At 70.8% G+C, this 20399-nt stretch carries 21 protein-coding genes; 7 read left to right on the top strand and 14 right to left on the bottom strand.

The window, feature by feature from the left end; all coding sequences use genetic code 11:
• Positions 1-155 precede the first annotated feature (155 nt).
• The 3 genes from ABZ635_RS25410 to ABZ635_RS25400 are packed head-to-tail and all read right to left on the bottom strand — an operon-like array spanning position 156 to position 2899.
• Positions 156-986: an amino acid ABC transporter ATP-binding protein gene (locus ABZ635_RS25410; RefSeq protein WP_357769518.1), complete on the bottom strand. Its 831-nt coding sequence runs from the start codon at positions 984-986 to the stop codon at positions 156-158.
• A complete protein-coding gene (locus tag ABZ635_RS25405) occupies positions 986-1945 on the bottom strand; it encodes an amino acid ABC transporter permease (protein ID WP_357769516.1) in 960 nt (319 codons plus the stop codon). Before ABZ635_RS25405 ends, ABZ635_RS25410 begins: the two co-directional genes overlap by 1 nt.
• A 39-nt stretch (positions 1946-1984) precedes the next feature.
• A complete protein-coding gene (locus ABZ635_RS25400; RefSeq protein ID WP_357769515.1) occupies positions 1985-2899 on the bottom strand; it encodes an ABC transporter substrate-binding protein in 915 nt (304 codons plus the stop codon).
• Positions 2900-3275: 376 nt separating this feature from the next.
• On the opposite strand from ABZ635_RS25400, the gene ABZ635_RS25395 reads away from it, so the two are divergent.
• Complete coding sequence (locus tag ABZ635_RS25395) at positions 3276-4469, top strand: NADP-dependent malic enzyme (RefSeq protein ID WP_357769513.1); 1194 nt, start codon at positions 3276-3278, stop codon at positions 4467-4469.
• A gap of 51 nt (positions 4470-4520) precedes the next feature.
• On the opposite strand, the gene ABZ635_RS25390 is transcribed toward ABZ635_RS25395, so the two are convergent.
• From ABZ635_RS25390 to ABZ635_RS25360, 7 genes are all read right to left on the bottom strand, one after another.
• A complete protein-coding gene (locus ABZ635_RS25390; RefSeq protein ID WP_357769521.1) occupies positions 4521-4748 on the bottom strand; it encodes a type II toxin-antitoxin system HicA family toxin in 228 nt (75 codons plus the stop codon).
• Positions 4745-4954: a hypothetical protein gene (locus ABZ635_RS25385; protein ID WP_357769511.1), complete on the bottom strand. Its 210-nt coding sequence runs from the start codon at positions 4952-4954 to the stop codon at positions 4745-4747. The genes ABZ635_RS25390 and ABZ635_RS25385 overlap by 4 nt, the downstream gene beginning before the upstream one ends.
• A gap of 177 nt (positions 4955-5131) precedes the next feature.
• Positions 5132-5311 carry a hypothetical protein gene (locus ABZ635_RS25380; protein WP_357769509.1) on the bottom strand — a complete coding sequence of 60 codons (180 nt, stop codon included), beginning with the start codon at positions 5309-5311 and terminating at the stop codon, positions 5132-5134.
• Between the two features lie 79 nt (positions 5312-5390).
• Positions 5391-6338 (bottom strand): helix-turn-helix transcriptional regulator, encoded by a 948-nt coding sequence (locus ABZ635_RS25375; protein WP_357769508.1) that lies wholly within the window; start codon positions 6336-6338, stop codon positions 5391-5393.
• Complete coding sequence (locus ABZ635_RS25370; protein WP_357769507.1) at positions 6339-7190, bottom strand: DUF4097 family beta strand repeat-containing protein; 852 nt, start codon at positions 7188-7190, stop codon at positions 6339-6341.
• A gap of 213 nt (positions 7191-7403) precedes the next feature.
• Entirely contained in the window at positions 7404-7583 is a 180-nt protein-coding gene (locus tag ABZ635_RS25365) for a DUF6104 family protein (RefSeq protein WP_357769505.1), read from the bottom strand.
• A 10-nt stretch (positions 7584-7593) separates the two neighbouring features.
• Entirely contained in the window at positions 7594-11223 is a 3630-nt protein-coding gene (locus ABZ635_RS25360; RefSeq protein WP_357769504.1) for a multifunctional oxoglutarate decarboxylase/oxoglutarate dehydrogenase thiamine pyrophosphate-binding subunit/dihydrolipoyllysine-residue succinyltransferase subunit, read from the bottom strand.
• 541 nt (positions 11224-11764) lie between these two features.
• On the opposite strand from ABZ635_RS25360, the gene ABZ635_RS25355 reads away from it, so the two are divergent.
• Complete coding sequence (locus ABZ635_RS25355) at positions 11765-12160, top strand: BlaI/MecI/CopY family transcriptional regulator (protein ID WP_357769502.1); 396 nt, start codon at positions 11765-11767, stop codon at positions 12158-12160.
• Here ABZ635_RS25355 and ABZ635_RS25350 read toward each other — a convergent pair.
• Both ABZ635_RS25350 and ABZ635_RS25345 read right to left on the bottom strand, forming a co-directional pair.
• Complete coding sequence (locus tag ABZ635_RS25350) at positions 12146-13369, bottom strand: MFS transporter (RefSeq protein WP_357769501.1); 1224 nt, start codon at positions 13367-13369, stop codon at positions 12146-12148. The genes ABZ635_RS25355 and ABZ635_RS25350 overlap by 15 nt on opposite strands.
• A gap of 86 nt (positions 13370-13455) precedes the next feature.
• Positions 13456-14544, bottom strand: a complete 1089-nt coding sequence (locus ABZ635_RS25345) for a suppressor of fused domain protein (protein WP_357769500.1) — start codon at positions 14542-14544, stop codon at positions 13456-13458.
• A 215-nt stretch (positions 14545-14759) separates the two neighbouring features.
• On the opposite strand from ABZ635_RS25345, the gene rlmN reads away from it, so the two are divergent.
• The gene (gene rlmN, locus ABZ635_RS25340; RefSeq protein WP_357769499.1) at positions 14760-15857 is read left to right on the top strand and encodes a 23S rRNA (adenine(2503)-C(2))-methyltransferase RlmN; all 1098 of its coding nucleotides are present in this window, start codon (positions 14760-14762) and stop codon (positions 15855-15857) included.
• A gap of 7 nt (positions 15858-15864) precedes the next feature.
• Positions 15865-16335, top strand: a complete 471-nt coding sequence (locus tag ABZ635_RS25335) for a VTT domain-containing protein (RefSeq protein WP_357769498.1) — start codon at positions 15865-15867, stop codon at positions 16333-16335.
• Positions 16336-16347: 12 nt separating this feature from the next.
• Here the strand turns inward: ABZ635_RS25335 and ABZ635_RS25330 are convergent, their stop codons facing one another.
• The gene (locus ABZ635_RS25330) at positions 16348-16965 is read right to left on the bottom strand and encodes a TetR/AcrR family transcriptional regulator (protein WP_357769497.1); all 618 of its coding nucleotides are present in this window, start codon (positions 16963-16965) and stop codon (positions 16348-16350) included.
• Between the two features lie 4 nt (positions 16966-16969).
• The gene (locus ABZ635_RS25325) at positions 16970-18340 is read right to left on the bottom strand and encodes an amidohydrolase family protein (protein WP_357769495.1); all 1371 of its coding nucleotides are present in this window, start codon (positions 18338-18340) and stop codon (positions 16970-16972) included.
• Positions 18341-18491: 151 nt separating this feature from the next.
• On the opposite strand from ABZ635_RS25325, the gene ABZ635_RS25320 reads away from it, so the two are divergent.
• The 3 genes from ABZ635_RS25320 to ABZ635_RS25310 all read left to right on the top strand — a co-directional run bounded on the left by ABZ635_RS25320 (position 18492) and on the right by ABZ635_RS25310 (position 20280).
• On the top strand, positions 18492-18800 hold the full coding sequence (locus ABZ635_RS25320; RefSeq protein ID WP_357769494.1) for a DUF4333 domain-containing protein: 309 nt from the start codon (positions 18492-18494) through the stop codon (positions 18798-18800).
• Positions 18801-18984: 184 nt separating this feature from the next.
• Positions 18985-19797, top strand: a complete 813-nt coding sequence (locus ABZ635_RS25315; RefSeq protein WP_357769492.1) for a carbon-nitrogen hydrolase family protein — start codon at positions 18985-18987, stop codon at positions 19795-19797.
• 240 nt (positions 19798-20037) lie between these two features.
• Positions 20038-20280 (top strand): hypothetical protein, encoded by a 243-nt coding sequence (locus tag ABZ635_RS25310; RefSeq protein ID WP_357769519.1) that lies wholly within the window; start codon positions 20038-20040, stop codon positions 20278-20280.
• The last annotated feature ends 119 nt before the right edge of the window (positions 20281-20399 follow it).

Genomic DNA, 20399 nt, shown 5'->3' with positions numbered 1-20399 from the left:
GCACCCAGCCCCTGCTCGACACCTACCGGCTCGGACGACTCCACCTGCCCAACCGGGTGGTCATGGCTCCGATGACCCGCCTGCGCGCGGACCGGCGTGGAGGAGCGCGGGGCCCCGGGGTGTCGCGCCGTCGCGGCGTGCCCTCGGCCGGGCGCCTACAGCACCTTGGACAGGAACGCCTGGGTGCGCTCCTGTCGCGGGTTCGCGAGCACCTCGGCCGGGGTTCCCGACTCGACCACGACCCCGCCGTCCATGAACACCAGGGAGTCGCCCACCTCGCGGGCGAACCCCATCTCGTGGGTGACCACCACCATGGTCATGCCGCCCCGGGCGAGGTCGCGCATGACGTCGAGGACCTCGCCGACCAGCTCCGGGTCGAGGGCGCTGGTGGGCTCGTCGAACAGCATCAGCGACGGCTCCATGGCCAGGGCGCGGGCGATCGCCACGCGCTGCTGCTGGCCGCCGGACAGCTGCTCGGGGTAGGAGTCCGCCTTGTCGGGCAGGCCGACCCGCTCCAGGAGCTCACGGGCCCGTTCGGTGGCCGCGGCCCGGGGCACCTTCTTGACCTGGGTCGGCGCCTCCACGATGTTGCCGAGCACGGTCAGGTGCGGGAACAGGTTGAAGCGCTGGAAGACCATCCCGATGTCGCTGCGCTGCGCCGCGATCTCCCGGTCGCGCAGCTCGTACAGGCGGCCCCGCTTCTGCCGGTACCCCATGAGTTCGCCGTTGACCCACAGGCGGCCCGCGGTGAGCTTCTCCAGGTGGTTGACGCACCGCAGGAACGTGGACTTGCCCGACCCCGAGGGGCCGACCACGCACATGACCTCGCCCCGCTTGACCTGGAGGTCGATGCCCTTGAGCACCTCCAGGCGCCCGAAGCTCTTGTGGACGTTCTCGGCCACCACGAGGGCGTCGGCGGGCAGCTCGGTGCCCTCGGCGGTCTCCACGACGTCCTCGGGAGCCGGCTCCCCGGTTCGTTCGGCCATCAGCGCACCCCTCCCACGATCCGGGACCGGACCCCGGGCCCGCTCCGGTTGAACCTGCGTTCGATGAAGTACTGGCCCACCATCAGCACGCTGGTGATGGCCAGGTACCACAGGCACGCGGCCACCAGCATCGGGAAGATCTGGTAGCTCCGGGTACCGATGGCCTGGAGCTGGTAGAAGAGCTCGATGGTGACCGGCACGTACGCGAGCAGCGCCGTGTCCTTGAGCATGGCGATGGTCTCGTTGCCGGTCGGCGGGATGACCACCCGCATCGCCTGCGGCAGGGTGATGCGCCGCATGATCTTGCTCTTGCTCATACCGAGCGCCTGCGCGGCCTCGGTCTGGCCCTTGTCCACGGACTGCAGGCCCGCGCGGATGATCTCCGCCATGTACGCGCCCTCGGACAGCGACAGGGCGAGCAGGCCCGCCGTGTAGCCGGTCAACAGGGTGCGGGTGTCGATCTCGAAGAAGCGGGCGTCGCCCTCCAGGCCGAGCCACGGCATCCAGTAGTTGTCGAACGGCAGTCCGATGTGGATGGTCGAGTACAGGATGGCCAGGTTGCCGAAGAGGACCGCCAGAACGAGCCGGGGCACCCCCCGGAAGAACCACGTGTACATCCAGGAGACCGTGACCAGCACGGGGTTGCCGGACAGGCGCATCACCGCGAGGACGACGCCCAGCAGGACGCCGATGAGCATCGACAGCACGGTCGCGCTCAGGGTGACCCACACACCGCGGAGCACCGGCTCGGAGAACATGTTGTCGAACATGTACGGCCAGTTGAACGCGGGGTTCGTGAACAGCATGTGCACGAACATGGACGCGAGGACCAGGATGATCCCCGCGGCCACCCAGCGCTCGGGATACCGGACGGGGACGGCGGTGACGGGTGCGGCCGAACGGCCCGGGGTCGGTTCCTTCGACCCCGGACCGTCCACCGCTTCACTCGGTGAGGACACAGTCAGACTTTCGCTCGGTGGTGCGGCGTGCGCGGATCGTTAGACGGCGGGGTTGACCTCGGCCTCCTCCAGCGCGCCGCCCTCGATGCCCCACTCCGCGAGGACCTCCTCGTAGGTGCCGTCCTCGATGATGGCGTTGAAGGCCGCCGCGACCGCCTCCGACAGCTCGGCCCGCTCCTTGTTGACGACGACGCCGTAGGGGGCGGCGTCGTACTGGTCCCCGATGAACTCCAGCTGCTCACCGGTCTGCTGGAGCGCGTAGAGCGAGGTCGGCAGGTCGGCCAGGGAGGCGTCGTTCAGGCCCGAGACGATGGTCTCGGTGGCCTGCGGCTGGGTCGGGAACTTCTCGATGCTGATGGCGTCCTCCCCGGCTTCGACACAGGCCTCGCTGCGGGCCTCGATGTCGGTGTCGTGGGTGGTGCCCGACTGCACGGCGATGCGCAGGCCGCAGGCGTTGTCGGGGTCCACGCCGTCCGGGTTGCCCGCGGGGGCGAACCACTGGGTGCCGGAGGAGAAGTAGCTGACCATGTCCACGGCCTCCATGCGCTCCTCCGTCACGGTGAAGGAGGAGGCGCCGAGGTCGTAGGTGCCGGTGTCGACACCGATGATGATGGAGTCGAAGGTGGTGGGCTCCCACTCGGCCTCCAGGCCGAGCTTGCCGAGAGCGGCCTCGATGAGGTCGACGTTGAAGCCGAGGACGGTCTGGCCGTCCTCGTCCAGGTACTCGCCGGGAGGGTAGGAGGCCTCGACGCCGATGGTGACGGACCCGGCCTCGGCGACCGCGTCGGGCAGGAGCGCGACGAGCGCCTCGTCCGCGTCGACCTCGGGGGACTGGGGGGCCGCCTCGTCGGAGCCTCCCTCGCCGCCGCCGCAAGCAGCCAGGGCCAGGACACCGGCGGTGGCGAGGGCGGTGAGGTAGGTCCGGGGCTCGGACAGGGGCTTGCGCAGGGCCATGTGGGGTCTCCTTCGGGAGCACGGAGTGCCTGGTCGAGGGGTGGGTCCGCGGCCTCGCGCGACCGACCGGTGGCGACTTGGGGTGTCTGTGGTGCCGTGGGGCGACACGTCGGTAACGTTCTATTCTGTCGCCCCGCGATTTTCCTCCGGTCACCGTTGTGAGAGAATTGCGTAACGGGTCATCCCCGTGAGATGCGGACGCGCAGTACTCGTATAAGAGTCCGGCGAAGACCAACCCTCCCGGCGCACACCCCGGTCATGGCCGACCGGTGCCGACGAGGGCCCCCTGGCACCCTGACGTCTTCGCGCGCGCTCCGTGGCCCACCGTCCCCGTCATGGCCGACGCGGACGTACAGCAGACCGAGGGGTTTGAGTAGTGACCACCTTTTCTTCGCGTACCCAGAACACGTCCCCCCTGGACGAGGACCCCGCCTTCGCCATGCACCGGGGCGGCAAGCTGCACGTGACCTCCTCCGTCGACGTGAGCGACCAGGAGGGCCTGTCCCTCGCCTACACGCCCGGAGTCGCCCGCGTCTGCGACGCCATCGCCGAGGACGCCGAACTGGTCGAGACCTACACCTGGAAGAGCAACCTGGTCGCCGTCGTCACCGACGGCACCGCCGTGCTGGGCCTGGGGAACATCGGCCCGGAGGCGTCGCTGCCGGTCATGGAGGGCAAGTCGCTGCTGTTCAAGCAGTTCGCCGACGTCGACTCCGTGCCGATCGCGCTCAACTGCACCGACACCGACGAGATCGTCGAGACGGTCGTGCGCATGTCGCCGTCCTTCGGCGGCGTCAACCTGGAGGACATCTCCGCGCCGCGCTGCTTCGAGATCGAGGCCAAGCTGCGCGAGCGCCTGGACATCCCGGTCTTCCACGACGACCAGCACGGCACGGCGATCGTGACCGTCGCGGCGATGCGCAACGCCGCCCGCCTGACCGGCCGCACCCTGGCCGACCTGCGCGTGGTCGTGTCCGGTGCGGGGGCCGCCGGTGTCGCCGTCACCAAGATGCTCGTCGACGGCGGGATCGGCGACATCGCCGTGGCCGACTCCAAGGGCATCATCCACCGGGACCGCGACGGACTGACCCCCGTCAAGCGGGAACTGGCCGAGATCAGCAACCGGTCGGGGCTCCAGGGCTCCATCGAGAGCGCGCTCGAGGGCGCCGACGTGTTCGTGGGCCTGTCCGCGGGCGAGGTCCCCGAGGCGGTCGTGGCCACCATGGCGGAGAACGCCATCGTCTTCGCCATGGCCAACCCCAACCCGGAGGTGCACCCCGACGTCGCCCGCAGGTACGCGAGCGTCGTCGCCACCGGGCGCAGCGACTTCCCGAACCAGATCAACAACGTGCTGGCCTTCCCCGGGGTGTTCCGGGGCGCCTTCGACGCGGGCGCCACCGACATCACGGAGAACATGAAGCTGGCCGCCGCCACGGCGCTGGCCGAGCTGGTCGGTGACGACCTGAGCGCCGACTACGTGATCCCCAGCCCCTTCGACGAGCGGGTCGCCCCCGCGGTCGCGGCCGCCGTCGCGGCCCAGGCCCGCGAGGACGGCGTCGCCCGCCGCTAGGCATGCGTTCGAGGGGCCCGGGGACCAGTACGGTCCCCGGGCCCCCGCCGTTCACATGAGTTCCCGAAGTTCCTCGACGGTCATGTCGCAATCCCTGAGGATTCCCCTGAGGGTCCCCTTGGCGAGGTCGCGACCGCGATGCGCGGGGACGGTGGTTCCGCGGCCGTCAGGGTGCCGGAGCACATGGTGGCTGCCGCGGACCCGTACTCGTCGAAACCCCGCGCGTTCGAGGATCTTGACGAGCTGTTCTCCGGGAAGGGCCGGTACTGGGGGCCTCAGGCTACGCTCACGGTCAGTTCGAGTTCCTGGGGCGGGCCGAACTCCTCGATCAGGAGTGCGAGCGCCTCTCTGAGGTCGGCGATGGCCGTTTCGGGATCGTCGCCCTCACCGTGAGCACCCACTCCGGGACGGAGTTGGGCGTGAGCGCACCAGATCCCGTCCTCGTCCTGTTCGATGGTGTACGGGACGTGCACGGTTCGGGACATGTGGACCCCCTCTCAATGATGTACACAATTTAGCGCAGTTGTGTATTGCTCTCCCGGGAATGCCCCTCGCCGACCTGGGCCCGTCACGCTGGACCTCTGTCCCGCCCACACTGGCCGGGCCCGCGCTGCTGGTCGCCCTGGCCCTCGTCTGAGCCGGTGGCTCACGCGGGCCCCGGATCACAGCAGCTCGGCGGGGGAGCCGACCTCCTTGGTGAGCCGGGCGAAGGCCGTGCGCAGGTCGGCCAGGGCGGCGTCCGGGGTGTTTCCCTCGCCCTGGGCGTAGACCCCCGCGCGGAGCACGGCGCGGGCGCACCAGACCCCGTCCCCGTCCTGCTCGATCGTGTAGGGAACCAACACGGGGTTCCTCCTCCTCAGGCCGCGCGAAGGGGCCCGGAGGACCACGCCCCCGCGCGGTCCTCCGGGCCCCGTACCGGGGTCAGTCCTTCTTCTGGTCGTCCTCGCCGGTGGCGGTGGACCAGGGGTCCCCGCCGGACGGCGGCATCGGTCGGGCCTGTGGTTCCGGCCCGGGTTCGGGCGCGGTCTCCGGCTCGGGCCCGGTCCGGTCAGCGGCCCTGGGCCCGTCGGAGGACGCGGGGCCCTCCTCGCGGTCGGGCGGCCCCCACCGGCCCATGTCCCGGCGGATCACCTCGACGGTCTCGTCGAGGATGCGGCGCAGGTCGTTGCCGGCGGACTCGCCCACCTGCCCGGCTCCGCGCACCATGTCGCGGACCTTCACCGAGAAGTCGCGCAGGGCGTGCTCGAACTCGGAGCGGTCCCCGCGGGCGGTCCCCGTGTCGTCGCCGGGCCCGGCGGTGCCGGAGCTCCCGGAGTCCCCGGGGGCGTCGTCGGAGCGCTCGGAGTCGCCGCGTCCGCCCCAGGAGGCGCCGAAGGCCCCGAACCCCTGGGCGAACCGCTCCCACTCACGGGCCCAGACCCCGTCGTCGTCACGGCGGTCGCGGTCCCGGTCCCGTGCGGAGTCCCGGTCCCGTTCCCGGTCGGACCCCTCGCGGGAGGCGAACTTGAGTTCGTCGCGCAGCGAACTGATGGTCTCCCGCACGTCCTGCTTCACCGCGCGCGCGATGTCGCGGACCGAGTCGGTGATCTCCCGTTCCAGGTCGTCCAGGTCGCTCTCGCGGGCCCGCAGCTCCTCACGGCCCTTGTCGGTGAGGCTGTAGACCTTCCGACCGCCCTTCTCGGTGTGCGTCACCAGCCCCTCCTCCTCCAGCCGCGCGAGCCGCGGGTAGATGGTGCCGGGCGAGGGCGAGTACACGCCGAGGAAGCGGTCGCGCAGCAGGCTGATGATCTCGTAACCGTGGCGGGGGCTCTCGTCCAGCAGCTTGAGCAGGTACAGACGGAGTCTGCCGTGGCCGAAGATGGTGGTCATTCAGGCCCCCTCGGGGATCGCGGCCGGGGCCTCGGGCGCGCGCCGCAGCAGCGCGGTCCGGCCGGAGACGGTGTGGACGGTGATGGAGGCGGGGTCCACGCCCACACCGATCTTCCCGGTGAGCGCGGTGCGTGCGGGTGCGCTGCGCCTGTCCAGGCCGAAGTCGGAGTCGACCTTGCCGGTGACGGTGCGCAGCTCCACGTCGGCCGAACTCTCCGAGGGAACCCGCAGTGCCACCTCGCCGGAGACCGTGGTCACCCGGACCCGGGCCGAGGCCGCCAGGTCGGTGTCGACGAGCACGTGCCCGGAGGCGGTCTTGGCGCGCAGTTCGGCCAGGCTTCCGCCGGCCACCGCGAGCTGCCCGCTGGCGCTGTGGAAGGAGAGGGTGCCGCCCGGGGTGCGCACGGAGGCGTTCGCGGAGGCGGTGTTCACCTCGGTCTCGCCGGAGACGCCGTCCAGGGTGACCTCGCCGGTGGCGGTGCGCACGCGGGTGCGCGAGGTCAGCCCGGCCACCACCACCGGAGCGCCGGCCGTGGTCACCTCGACGGGGCAGGCGCGGGGGACCCGGAGGTCGACCGTGGCCCGCCGCGAGGCGATGTTGCGGTAGCTGCCGAGCTGAATCGGCTTGAGCCGGTCCAGCAGGCCCTGGCCGGTGAGGTCCTCGTAGTGGATGGTGAGGATGCCCGCCTCCTGGGTGACCTCCAGGGGCTCGCCCTCGATCTCGGAGATCTCGAAGGTGACCGGGTCGTCCGTGGGGATGATGTTGACCTGCCCGCTGACGATGCGCACCTTGAGGGCGACGATGCCGTCCAGGGTGTGGCTCGTCGGGCTGTCGATGGACCAGCGTGCCATCGTGAATCCCTTCCGCTCGATCTCGATGACTTCACGATATGTCGCGTGTCCGCCGAACTCAAGATATGTCGCGGATCTCAGGGTCGGTTCAGGGGAGGTTCGGGGTCCGTACTCGGGCCGGGGCCCGGATACGGCGACGGCCGAGGGCCCGGGTCGGTGAAGACCCGGGCCCTCGGCCGGATGGCGCCGCTCCGCGCGGCCCCCGTCTGTGAACTACTCCTCGTCCTCGTCGTCCAACCGGGCCAGCCAGGTGGCCAGTCGTTCGACCGGGGTCTCGAACTCGGGGTTGAGGTCGGTGAACACCCGCAGCTGCTCGGAGAGCCAGGCGAAGCTGACCTCCTCCTCGCCGCGGCGGCTCTCCAGTTCCTCGATCCCGCGATCGGTGTAGTACATGGGGACCGTCCTACTCGGCGGGCGGGAACACCGTGTCCACCAGGGCACGCTGCTCGGCCTCGTGCCGCTTGGCCGAACCGGCCGCGGGCGAGGAGGAGGCCGGACGCGAGATCCGGGTGAACGGGCGGTCGAGCTGCTCGGAGAAGACCAGAGCGACGAAGGGCCACGGGCCCATGTTCGCGGGCTCCTCCTGGACCCACAGGACCTCGCCCGCGTTCGGGTAGGCCTTGAGCTGCTCGCGGATCTCCTCGATCGGCAGCGGGTAGAGCCGCTCCGCCCGGATGATGGCGGTGTGCTTGTCACCGCTCTTGCGGCGGGCCGCGTCCAGGTCGTAGTAGATCTTGCCCGAGCAGATGACCACGCGACGGACCTTGTCCGCCGAGATCGAGTCGTCCCCGATCAGCGGCTGGAAGTGGCCCGAGGTGAAGTCGTCGGCGGCCGAGGTGGCGGCCTTCAGACGCAGCATCGACTTGGGCGTGAACACCACCAGAGGACGCTCGATCGGCGACTTCGCCTGCCAGCGCAGCAGGTGGAAGTAGCTCGCCGGGGTGCTCGGCATCGCGACGGTCATGTTCTCCTGCGCGCACTGCTGGAGGAACCGCTCGATGCGGGCCGAGGAGTGGTCCGGGCCCTGGCCCTCGTAGCCGTGCGGCAGCAGCATGGTGACGCTGGAGCGCTGCCCCCACTTCTGCTCACCCGAGCTGATGTACTCGTCGATGACGGTCTGCGCGCCGTTGACGAAGTCACCGAACTGCGCCTCCCACATGACGAGGGAGTCCGGGCGGGTCAGCGAGTAGCCGTACTCGAAGCCCAGCGCCGCGTACTCGCTCAGCAGCGAGTCGTGGACGTGGAACTTCGTGGTGCCGTTGTCGAACTGCTTCAGCGGCGTGTAGGACTCGCCGGTGTCGCGGTCCATGATCGAGGCGTGGCGCTGACCGAAGGTGCCGCGACGGCTGTCCTGGCCGATCAGGCGGACCGGGTGGTCGTCCAGCAGCAGCGAGCCGAAGGCCAGCAGCTCGCCGGTGGCCCAGTCGATCGCGTCGGTCTCGACCATCGTGGCGCGGCGGGTCAGCTGGGGCGCCAGACGCGGGTGCGGCGTGAAGCCCTCGGGCATCGTCACCTGGGTGTCGATGATCCGCTTGACCGTCTCGGTGCTGATGGCCGTCTCGACCTTGGAGTGGTCCAGGCGCGCCTCGGTGAACACCTCGGGCTTGACCACGGCGCCCGGCTCGATCGGCTTCTTCTCGACCTCGCGGGTCTCGGTGAAGGCCCGCTCCAGCTCGGACTGGTAGTCGCGCAGGGCCTGCTCGGCCTCCTCCACCGTGATGTCGCCGCGCCCGACCAGGGACTCGGTGAACAGCTTGCGGGTGGAGCGCTTGGCGTCGATGACGTCGTACATCAGCGGCTGCGTGAACGCGGGGTTGTCGTTCTCGTTGTGACCGCGGCGCCGGTAGCAGACGAGGTCGATGACGACGTCCTTGTTGAACGCCTGACGGTAGGCGAAGGCCAGGTGCGCGACCCGGACCACGGCCTCGGGGTCGTCCCCGTTGACGTGGAAGATCGGAGCCTGGACCATCCGCGCGACGTCGGTGGCGTACACGCTGGAGCGGCTGTCGGTCGGCGAGGTGGTGAAGCCGACCTGGTTGTTCACGATGACGTGGACCGTGCCGCCGGTGCGGTAGCCCCGCAGCTGGGACAGGTTCAGCGTCTCCGCGACCACGCCCTGACCGGCGAAGGCCGCGTCACCGTGGATGAGGATGGGCAGCACGGTGAAACCGTGCGGGCCCTTGTCCAGCACGTCCTGCTTGGCGCGGACGATGCCCTCGGCGACCGGGTTGACCGTCTCCAGGTGGGACGGGTTCGCGGCCAGGGAGATCTGGATGGCGTCGCCGTCGCGGGTCTGGAAGGTGCCCTCGGTACCCAGGTGGTACTTGACGTCACCGGAGCCGTGCGCGCTGCGCGGGTCGAGGTTGCCCTCGAACTCACCGAAGATCTGCCCGTAGGACTTGCCGCAGATGTTGGCGAGGACGTTCAGGCGGCCGCGGTGGGCCATGCCGATGACGGCCTCGTCCAGCTCGGCCTTGGCGGCCTTGGAGATCACGCCGTCCAGCAGCGGGATCAGCGACTCACCGCCCTCGAGGGAGAAGCGCTTCTGACCGACGTACTTGGTCTGGAGGAAGGTCTCGAAGGCCTCCGCGCTGTTGAGCCGGTGCAGGATGTGCAGCTGCTCGTCACGGTCGAGCTTCTCGTGCTCGCGCTCGACGTGCGACTGAATCCACTCCCGCTCCTCCGGGCTCTGGATGTGCATGTACTCGATACCCACCGTGCGGCAGTAGGTGTCGCGCAGCACGCCCAGCACGTCGCGCAGCTTCATGACCTGCTTGCCGCCGAAGCCCCCGGTGGGGAACTCGCGGTCCAGGTCCCAGAGGGTCAGGCCGTGCTCCAGCACGTCCAGGTCCGGGTGCTTGCGCTGCTCGTGGTCGAGCGGGTTGGTGTCGGCCATGAGGTGGCCGCGCACGCGGTAGGCGTGGATCAGCTCCTGGACCCGGGTGGTCTTGTCGAGCTGGGTCGCCTTGTTGACGTGGATGTCCTGGACCCAGCGCACCGGCTCGTACGGGATGCGCAGCGAGTTGAAGATCTCGTCGTAGAAACCGTCGTCGCCCAGCAGCAGCTGGTGGATGCGCCGCAGGAACTCGCCCGACTGGGCGCCCTGGATGATCCGGTGGTCATACGTCGAGGTGAGCGTCATGACCTTGCTGATGCCGAGCTCGCTCAGGGTGTCCTGCGACGCCCCCTGGAACTCGGCCGGGTACTCCATGGCCCCGACGCCGAGGATGGTGCCCTGGCCGGGCATCAGGCGCGGCACGGAGTGCACGGTGCCGATGCCGCCCGGGTTGGTCAGGCTGATCGTGGTGCCCTGGAAGTCCGGCACGCCCAGCTTGTTGTTGCGGGCCTTGCGGACCAGGTCCTCGTAGCCGCTCCAGAACTCGTTGAAGTCCATCTCGTCGGACTTCTTGATGGAGGGCACGACCAGCTGCCGGGTACCGTCCGGCTTCTGGAGGTCGATCGCCAGGCCGAAGTTCACGTGTTCGGGCTTGGCGACGCCGGGCTTGCCGTCGATCTCCGTGTAGGAGTGGTTCATCGCCGGCATGGCCTTGAGGGCCTTGACCATGGCGTAGCCGATGAGGTGGGTGAAGGAGACCTTCCCACCGCGGCCGCGCCGGAGATGGTTGTTGATGACGATGCGGTTGTCGAACAGCAGCTTGACCGGCACCGCGCGCACGCTCGTCGCGGTGGGCAGGGTCAGGCTCGACTCCATGTTGGTCGCGGTGCGGGCGGGTGCTCCACGCAGCCGCTCCTCGTTGACCCGGAGTGCATCGTCGGTGTTCTTGGGTGCCGGGGCCGCGGCGGCCTTCTTCTTCGGCGCGGGTGCGGCGGGGGTCTTCTCGGGCTGCGCCTTTGCGGTCGCAGTGCCCCCACCCTTCCCGTTGGCCGAGTCCGCGGGCTTGTAGTCCGCGAAGAAGTTCCACCAAGCCTTGTCAACCGAATTCGGGTCGGTGAGGTACTTCTGGTAAAGCTCCTCGACCAGCCACTCGTTCGGGCCGAAATCTGTCAGGGGTTGAGACGCCTCAGACGACACGGCGGAGATCGCCCACTTCCGCAGCTCGCTTGTGAATGTTTAGGAAAGACGGGTGGCTGCTGGCAAGGCGGGCTCGAAGAAGCACGGAGTCGCTCCCCTTCGCAGGGGAGAATCTGACCTGGCCAGCACTCGTCGGATACAAGGCTACTTGTACCGGCCTCCCTGACGGGAACATCGGTGTAGTTGAAACTGGGAGATACCTAACAATCTTTCACACGAACCTTGTCGCTACGCGCTGGTCACTTTGCGCTGCGTGGTCAACATGGTGCGTTTGTTCGTGTTTGACGGGGTTTTCGGTGCGCGTTCCTGTGACCGCGACCGGTCGGGGTCGATGTGGCGCGCGCCACGTTCGCCCTCCGGCGCAGTGAGCAGCGCCACCGGAGAGCAACCGACGGCGACCGGCCGGTTCCGAGCCGTGAAACGCCGGTCGTCGTCGGGGGGCGGGCACGGATCTGCGCGCTCTTCTCCGTTCCGCCCCACGGCGACGGCGTCGATGCCTACGATCACCCCTACGAACGCGACAAGTCGGGTGGGGAGGACCATGAAGGGACTCGGAGAACTGGAGGCGGCCATCATGGGGGCGCTGTGGAGCGCGCGGGGCCCGCTCTCGGTCCGCGAGGTCCGGGACCACATGGTCTACGACCGCGAGGTCGCCTACACGACGGTCATGACCGTGGCCAACATCCTCTTCCACAAGGGGCTGGTGGACCGGGAGAAGGACGGGCGGGCCTGGGCCTACTGGGCCCGGGAGAGCCACGCCGAGTACACGGCCCGCGTCATGGGCGAGGTCCTGGAGACCGGCCCCGACCCCGGGGCGACCCTGCTGCGGTTCGTGGAGCGCTTCAGCGACGAGGACATGGCGCGGCTGCACCACGTCTTCCGCCAGGTACGCGACCGGCGCGGCGGAGGCCGCACCCGCACCTCACCGACGCCGTAGCGCGCGCACGCTGGGGGCGGCCACCGCGGCGAGCGTGGCGGCCAGCGTCAGCCCCGCGACGATCAGCAGGGACCGCTGCACCCCGATCGCCTCGGCCACCGGGCCGATCGCGATCTGTCCCACCGGCATCGCCACGAACGACCCCAGGGCGTCGTAGGAGTACACCCGGGAGAGCCGCTCGGCCGGGACGTTCTCCTGCAACGACACCTCCCACGCCACGGTGAACTGCTCCACGGCCACCCCGCCCGCGAACATCGCGGCGAACAGCAGCGGCACCAGGGGGTCGGGCCCGGCCATCACGAAGAACGGCAGGGTCTGGAGCGTGACCAGGGCCGTTCCGTAGAACAGCGCCCGGTGCGGCTGCCAGCGCGCCGCCAGGACCCCGCCCACCACCAGCCCCACGCTGTTGGCGGCCATGAGCAGGCCCCACGTGGTGCGGCCGAACGTGTCGTCGGCGATTCCCGGGCCCAGCACCGACGTGACCGCCGACCACCCGGCGTTGACCACCATGAACTGCAACACGATGATCCACACCCACGGGCGGGCCACGAACTCGCTCCACCCGTCCGTGAGGTCGCGCAGCACCCCCCGGCTCCGCGCCGCCGTGGACGGCACCCGCAGGAAGAGGAAGACCGCCCCGGCGACCGCGAACAGCAGCGCGTCCACGGCGATCGCCCATCCCGGACCGGCCAGGCCGACCACGACCCCGCCCAGCGACATCCCGGCGAACATGCCCAGCTGTTTGGCGATCCCCGCCAGCGCGTTGGCCTGGCGCAGTAGCGCGGCGGGCACGGTCTGCGGGGTCAGCGCGGCGATCGCGGGCAGGTTGGCGGCGGCCGCCGCCCCGTTGAGCACGCTCAGCGCCACCATCAGCCCGAGGCTGGCCTGCCCGGTGAGCAGGGCCAGCGCCAACAGGGCCTGGGACACCGCGGCCAGCACGCAGGCGCCCCGGATCACCAGGGCGCGCGGCAACCGGTCGGCGAGCACGCCGCCGAACAGCAGGAGGGCCACGTTGGCGATCGACCGTGCCCCCACCACCAGGCCCACCTGGGCCAGGGAACCGGTCACGTCCAGGACGGCGAAGGCGAGGGCCACGTGGGCCATGCCGTTGCCGAAGAGCATCAACACCCGGCCGGTGACCAGGGTGCGGAAGGGAGCGTGGGCCAGGGGTGCCGTGATCCCGGGTCCGGGGCCGCTCGTGCCTGTCATCCGTTCCGCCCTCCACCGTGCCGACCCACCGGGGAACCCTCTCCGAGGCGCCGACGGGTGTCAACCGATTTTGACGGGACCGGCGCTCAGCGGCCGAGCACCCAGCTGCGGCCCTCCGCGGCCAGCTTCTCCACCAGCGCGGCGCTGTCGTGCTCCTTGGCGAAGAGGTGCTCGGGGCGGGTGATCGGCACGATCCACAGCCACCGCACGGGGTCGCCCTGGAAGGACAGCCCGGAGGTGTCGGGCGGGACGCGCGCGGGATCGGTCACCAGCGGGCCCGGGTCCTCCAGGAGCAGGACCGCGCCCGCCCCGCCCCGCATGGAGCGGTCCTCGGGGTTGTCGAGCCACTTGACGGTGTGCCCGGTCCCGAACCAGGTGACCGCCCGCCAGGGGAACGCGCCGATCCACCGGAAGATCCGCGCGGCGTGGTGAGCGGGCAACGTGGTGGCCAGGGCCAGCTCCACTCGCGCGTGGTGCGAGGTGTCCGCCATGTAGCGGTCCAGGGTGGGCATCCGCTGCCCGCACATGCCCACGGTGGACAGCACCGTGAAGGGCCGCTCCGCCGAGGGCGGGCGCTCCGAGACCCGCAGCAGCGGCGGGTGCCCGTCGGAGACGTCCCAGTAGTGGCCGGGCTCGCCCACACGGCGGTTCAGGTGGCTGAGGACGGTCCGCTGCACGCTGCGCCAGGCCCCGGAGGCCCGCCGCCAGTCCCAGTAGGCCTCGGCGTGTACCACGCGCGGCCACAGCTGGTCGCGGACCGCGTCCAGCTCCCAGGCGTAGGCGCTGCGCCCGATGGCCTCGCGCGCGTAGCCGGGCAGGCCGCTGTCGGCCTCGGCCCAGCCCGGGATCACCGCGAGCAGGCCCTCCTCGTCCATGAGGGCCACCCCGTCGCCCTCCTCGAACCACACCGCGCGCAGGGCGCCGGGGTCGAAGCGGGGGCGGCCCTGCGGGTGCTTGGTGTGGGCCTCCGGCATCAGCGGGGCCCGGCCCCGGTGGAGGCCCGCCGAGCCGCTGGCGCGCGGGGCGGCCTCGTGGTTGGCCAACCATACCGGCACCCGCACCCGCTCCCGGGCGTCGAGCAGGTACGCGGCCGTGGTGTGGGAGTCGCACTCGACGACGACGCGACGGCTCTGGTAGGGACTGACCTCGTCCAGCAGGACGTCGATCTCGGTCACCGGCCCTCCCACGTGCCGACGTGCTGTCGTGTCGCTCGTGCCCGTCGGCCCGGGGCGGACCCGCCCGGCCCGTCCACGAGCTCAGTAGAATCGACGGTAGTGCCCTGATGGTCGGAGCAGCACCGCAGTCGCGTATAGGTCGTATAACGACCCGTGCCGTCACATCCCTCCCCGCACCGGGCGCAGACCACCGACTCCACTCCTTACGGATTCTTATGCCCGCCGAGCTCACTTTCGTCGCACCCCGCCGCGCCAAGCCGCCCCGGCACCTGGCCGACCTCAGCCCCGAAGAGCGGTTGGAGGTGGTCAGGGAGCTGGGCGAGAAGCCCTTCCGGGCCAAGCAGATCGCCAAGCACTACTACGGCGGGCTGGAGTCGGACACCTCGAAGATGACCGACCTCCCCGAGGCCTCCCGGGAACGGCTCGGAGAGGCGCTGCTGCCCACCCTGCTCACACCGGTGCGCCACATCACCTGTGACGACGGGATGACCCGCAAGACCCTGTGGAAGGCCTTCGACGGGGTGATGTTCGAGTCGGTGCTCATGCGGTACCCGGACCGCGTCACGCTGTGCATCTCCTCCCAGGCCGGGTGCGGCATGAACTGCCCGTTCTGCGCCACCGGCCAGGCGGGTCTCACCCGCAACCTCTCCACCGGCGAGATCGTCGACCAGGTCGTGGCCAGCGCCCGCGACCTGGCGCGCGGCGAGGTCGCGGGGGGCCCGGGGCGGATCAGCAACATCGTGTTCATGGGCATGGGCGAGCCCATGGCCAACTACAAGCGGGTCCTCCAGACCGTCCGCCAGATCACCGATCCGGTCCCCGACGGGCTGGGCATCTCCCAGCGCGGCGTGACCGTCTCCACAGTGGGTCTGGTCCCCGCGATCAACAAGCTCATCGACGAGAGGATGCAGGTCCGCCTGGCGATCTCCCTGCACGCCCCCGACGACGAGCTCCGTGACGAACTGGTGCCGATCAACACCCGTTGGAAGGTCGACGAGGTCCTGGACGCCGCCTGGCGCTACGCGGGGACCACCGGCCGCCGCGTGTCCATCGAGTACGCGCTGATCAAGGACATCAACGACCAGGCCTGGCGGGCCGACCTCCTCGGCAAGCTCCTCAAGGGTCACCTGGTGCACGTCAACCTGATCCCGCTCAACCCCACCCCGGGGTCGAAGTGGACCGCCTCGCGCCCCGAGGACGAGCGCGAGTTCGTCCGGCGCCTCCAGTCGCACGGCGTCTCGGTGACCGTCCGCGACACCCGGGGCCAGGAGATCGACGGCGCCTGCGGGCAGCTCGCCGCCGCCGAGAAGTAGCCCCGACGTGGTCGAGACCGCCCTGGCCTTCGCGGTGGCCACCGCGGCCGGGCTGGTCCCGCTCATCAACATCGAGCTGTACCTGCTGGGCGCCGTCGCCCTCCTGGACGACGGCGCTCTGGTGGCCATGGCCTTCGCCGCCGCCGTGGGCCAGACCCTGGGGAAGGTCCCGTACTACTACGTCGGCCGCGGGACCCTGTCCACACCGTGGCTGAGGCGACGGGCCGCCACCCCCGGAAAGTGGGCGGAGCGGATGGAGCGCTGGCGGGCCAGGGCGGAGAGGCGCCCGGCCTGGGGCGCGGGACTGCTCGCCCTGAGCTCCTTCGCGAGCGTGCCCCCGTTCATGGTGGTCTCCGTGCTGGCCGGGGTGGTGCGCATGCACTTCGGACTGTTCTGCGCGGTCACCCTCGTCACCCGTTTCGCGCGCTTCCTCCTCCTGGTCCTGGCCCCGGCCTGGGCGATGTCGTTCCTGCCCTGAACCGGGCGGCCCTCAGCGTTCGGCCGGCGGTCCGTCATCACCGCCCACCAGCCGCCCCACCACCGGCCGCAGGTCGCGCAGGTGCGTCGTCGCGTCGAACCCGGTCTCCGTGGCCGCGCGGAGGAAGAGCGCGCCGATCAGGGTCTGAATCCAGGCGGCGGTGGCCCGCGCGCCCAGCACGGGTCGGCCGCGGCCCTCGCGGGCGACCCGGTCCAGCAGGTGGGTCAGGGCCTCCGACTCGGAGACGCTGCCCGCCTCCAGCGCACGGGCCAGCTCGGGGTCGTGCTGGGCCTGGCGCAGCCCCTCCATCACCAGACCCGCCGCTACCGGGCTCGCCACCGGCGCGGCCAGACGTTCCACCAGGTCGAGCAGGGAGGCCCGGGGGTCGGCGCCCTCGCGCGCCGCGGCCAGGTGCGCGGCGCCGTCGCCGTCGTCGTCGGTGAGCAGGGCCACCAGGATCGCGCGCTTGCTGGGGAAGTAGTGGAACAGTGTGCCGGAGCTGACCCCCGCGGCCTCGCGAATCCGTGCGGTGGAGGTGCCCTCCAGTCCGTGCGCGGCGAACAGCGGCGCCGCCGCCGTCATGATGTGTCGGCGTCGGGCCTGGTGCCGGGCGGGATCGACCTTGCGCATGGCCCTACCCTCGCACGACCTCGCGACCGTCCCGGTAGACCCCGACCACGTCGCGGACGCGGGTGATGTCGGTCAGCGGGTCCGCCCCGAGGACGAGCAGGTCGGCTGCGCGGCCCACCTCGATCGCTCCGATCCGGGCGGTGCCGAGCACCCGGGCGGCCCCGCTGGTCGCGGCCCGAAGCGCCCCGTCCGCGCCCAGGCCGCTCTCCGCCAGCAGTTCCAACTCCCGGTGCAGGCCGTCGCCGAAACGGACGCCGGGTACGGCGGCGTCGCTCCCGGCCACGATCCGGCCTCCGGCGGAGTGCAGCTCCGCCAGCCTCTCCCGGATCAGCCGGTGCTGCTCCGGGGACGCGGCCACCTCGGTGACGGCCAGGGTCGGGGTGACCGGGATGTCACGCTCGACCAGCGCGGTCAGTAGTTCCTCGGGCCAGCCGTCGAGGACGCCCCGGGCCTCCAGGTGTTCGAGCCCGTCGACTCCGGCGGCCAGGGCCTCGGCCAGGTCCGCCTCCGAACCCCAGTGGGCGGTCACGGTGAGTCCGTGCCCGTGCGCCTCGGCCACGACGGCCGTGAGGACCTCGGCGGGGATCGGGTCGAGTTCCAGGTGCCCGGCGTCACCGCGTTCCTGCACGACCTTGACCAGGTCCACCGGTTCGTCGCCGGTCGCGAGACGGCGTACGGCGGCGCGGGCCTCCTCGGGGGTGGACGGTAGTTCGACGGTGCCGGACCCGGCCTCCACGCCGAAGGTGACCACGGGGTGTCCTCCGGGGGTGGTGAACAGCGGCCCCGCAGTGTAGAGCCGTGGTCCCTCCAGTTCACCGTCGCGGAGCATCCGGCGCATCTGCGTGATCCAGGCGTGGTCGGACCCCAGGTCGCGCACGGTCGTCACGCCGTGTTCCAGCAGCGCCCGCCGGGCCGAGGGCGCGTAGCGCGCCATCTGGTAGACCACGCGCGGCATGTCGGTCAGGCCCGGTTCGTCGTCGGGTTCCTGTTGCGGGAACCCCAGGTGCACGTGGAGGTCGATCAGGCCGGGCATGAGCGTGTGCCCGGCCAGGTCCACGGTGCGGGCGTCCGAGGGGAGGGGGTCGCCGCCGTCCGTGATCCCGGTGATGACCCCGTCGGTGACCAGGACCGTCGTGTCCTGGCGGGGTTCCAGATCCTCGCCGACCAGCACGGTGGCCCCGGTCAGCGCGAGGACACCCCGCTGCGGTTCCTCGCGCGGGCGGTACAGGGTGCCGAGGTAGTGGCCCACGGCCCCGGCCCCGCCGAGGAGGCCGACACCGCCCACCACCGTGAGCCCGCGCAGGAAGCGTCGCCGGGTCCCCTTCCGCCCGGAGTTCCCCGAACCCCGCTTCGTCGTGCCGTTCGCCTCGTCCATGCGCCGTCCCGGGGGGTTCGTTCATTAATAGACCGACTGGTCTGTCGATGTTAACGACCCGGAGCGCGTATCGGGGCGATTCCACCGGAACCCCGGCGACCCGGGCCGCGTCTCCTTCTGTGTACTGCCATCCAGAACCAAGGAGATCGCGATGCTCAACGTCGGACGCGGAAGTGTCGTCGCCGGGACGGCCCTGGGGGCTCTGGTCCTGGTCAGCGGCTGCTCCCTTCTCGGGGGCTCCGTGTCCGCGGACGAGGCCGCCCGGGTGTCGAGCGAGATGCTCGCCGAGCAGGTCGGTCAGGAGCCCGATGACTTCACCTGCGAGGACGACCTCCCCGCGGAGGAGGGCGCCGAGATTCGCTGTGAGCTCAGCGCCGGAGGTGAGACGCTCGGCGTGACCCTCACCGTGACCTCGGTCGACGGCGGGAACGTGGAGTGGGAGATCCAGGTCGACGAGTAGCCCCCGCCGGTACCGGGGGGCGGAGGCCGCCCGGGGCGTCGAGGCGTCCCGGGCGGCCGCGTGCGTTCTCCCGCCGAAGGTGTCGGCGGCGTACGCACGGGGGCCGCGTCGCGTGCGGGCGTACACTCGGGGCACGTTCGGGGCCGTCCCGCGGTCCGATCCCAGGTCACGAGGGGGAAGTTCGATGGTGCAGGTCGCGGTCGCCCAGTTCGCGCCGGGGCAGGACAAGGCCGAGAACCAGCGTGCGGTCGCGGAGCTCACCGCGCGGGCGGCCGCCCGGGGCGCGCGGGTGGTGCTGTTCCCCGAGTACGCGATGTTCACCGCTCCGCGCACGGACCACCGCTTCGTCGAGGCCGCCGAGCCACTGGACGGACCCTTCTTGGCCGACGCGGCGGACACGGCCCGCCGCGAGGGCGTCCACCTGGTGCTCGGGGTGAACGAGTCCGGCGGGGAGGGGGCCACGCACTTCACGAACACGCTGGTCGCGCTCTCCCCGGAGGGGAAGCGGGTCGCGCTCTACCGCAAGGTCCACCTCTACGACGCGTTCGGGGCGAGGGAGTCGGAGGTGGTCGCCCCCGGGCCGATCGACGCCCCGGAGACCTTCACCGTCGACGACGTGGTCTTCGGCCTCCAGACCTGCTACGACCTGCGATTTCCCGAGGTGACGCGGCGGATCGCCGACGCGGGGGCGCACGTGGTGCTGCTCGCCGCCCAGTGGGTTCCGGGTCCGCTGAAGGAGGACCACTGGCGCACGCTCGCCCGGGCCCGCGCGATCGAGAACACCGTCTACGTGGCCGCGTCGGGGCAGGCGGCGCCCACCGGCGCGGGCAACGGCATGGTGGTCGACCCGATGGGGACCGCGCTGGCCTCCCTGGGGGAGCAGACCTTCGAGGTGGCGACCGCGGAGGTTTCGGCCGCGCGGGTGGAAGCGGTTCGTGTCACCAATCCGGCACTGTCCCTGCGCCGTTTCTCGGTGGTTCCGCGCGTTCGGGACTGAGTCCCGGTCCGGTACGGGCCCGGAGATGTCTGACTCGTCCCCATTAGGCACCTCTGAGAACTGGGGTCTTCCCAGGGTTCGTCACTTAGGGTTATGCTTTCCCTGCGCGGAGTGATTTAGATCGGTCCAGACCCTTCCAGGCGCCAAGAGCTTCTGATTCAATTAAGAGCCGGTAACTATCGGCCCGCCAGACTGTCCTAAACCACGGGGGGAGCAGGGACATTGCGCGGAACGAGCACGATGTGCGAACGGGACACGAGGCCTGACGGCGCGACCGAGGTCCACGTCTACGACCCGGGCTGGCTCAGCGGGGCGCAGTGCATGGGGGATGCCTGCGTCGTCTGCCACGCCAAGTGGCCGCGGCCCCGCCGGGTCCTGGGTGAACTGCCCGACGGCAGCCACGTGTACGGATGCGACGAGTGCGCGGGGATCATCGGCCACCAGCCGGTCGCCGCGGGCGGTTCGCTGATCGCGGTGCGCTAGGGCGTGTTCCGTGGATGCTTTCGTTTGGTTCGGCGCTTGCGCCGATCGACGCGAGCGGCCTCCAGGCAATCTCTCGCAAGACGAGGAGCGAAGCTGCCCCTACTGTGCTCTGCTACGCA

The sequence above is a fragment of the Nocardiopsis sp. NPDC007018 genome (assembly GCF_040635075.1).
Taxonomy (GTDB): domain Bacteria; phylum Actinomycetota; class Actinomycetes; order Streptosporangiales; family Streptosporangiaceae; genus Nocardiopsis.
Note: the sequence above shows the minus strand (reverse complement) of the source record. Positions and strands in the feature narration are given on the sequence as shown.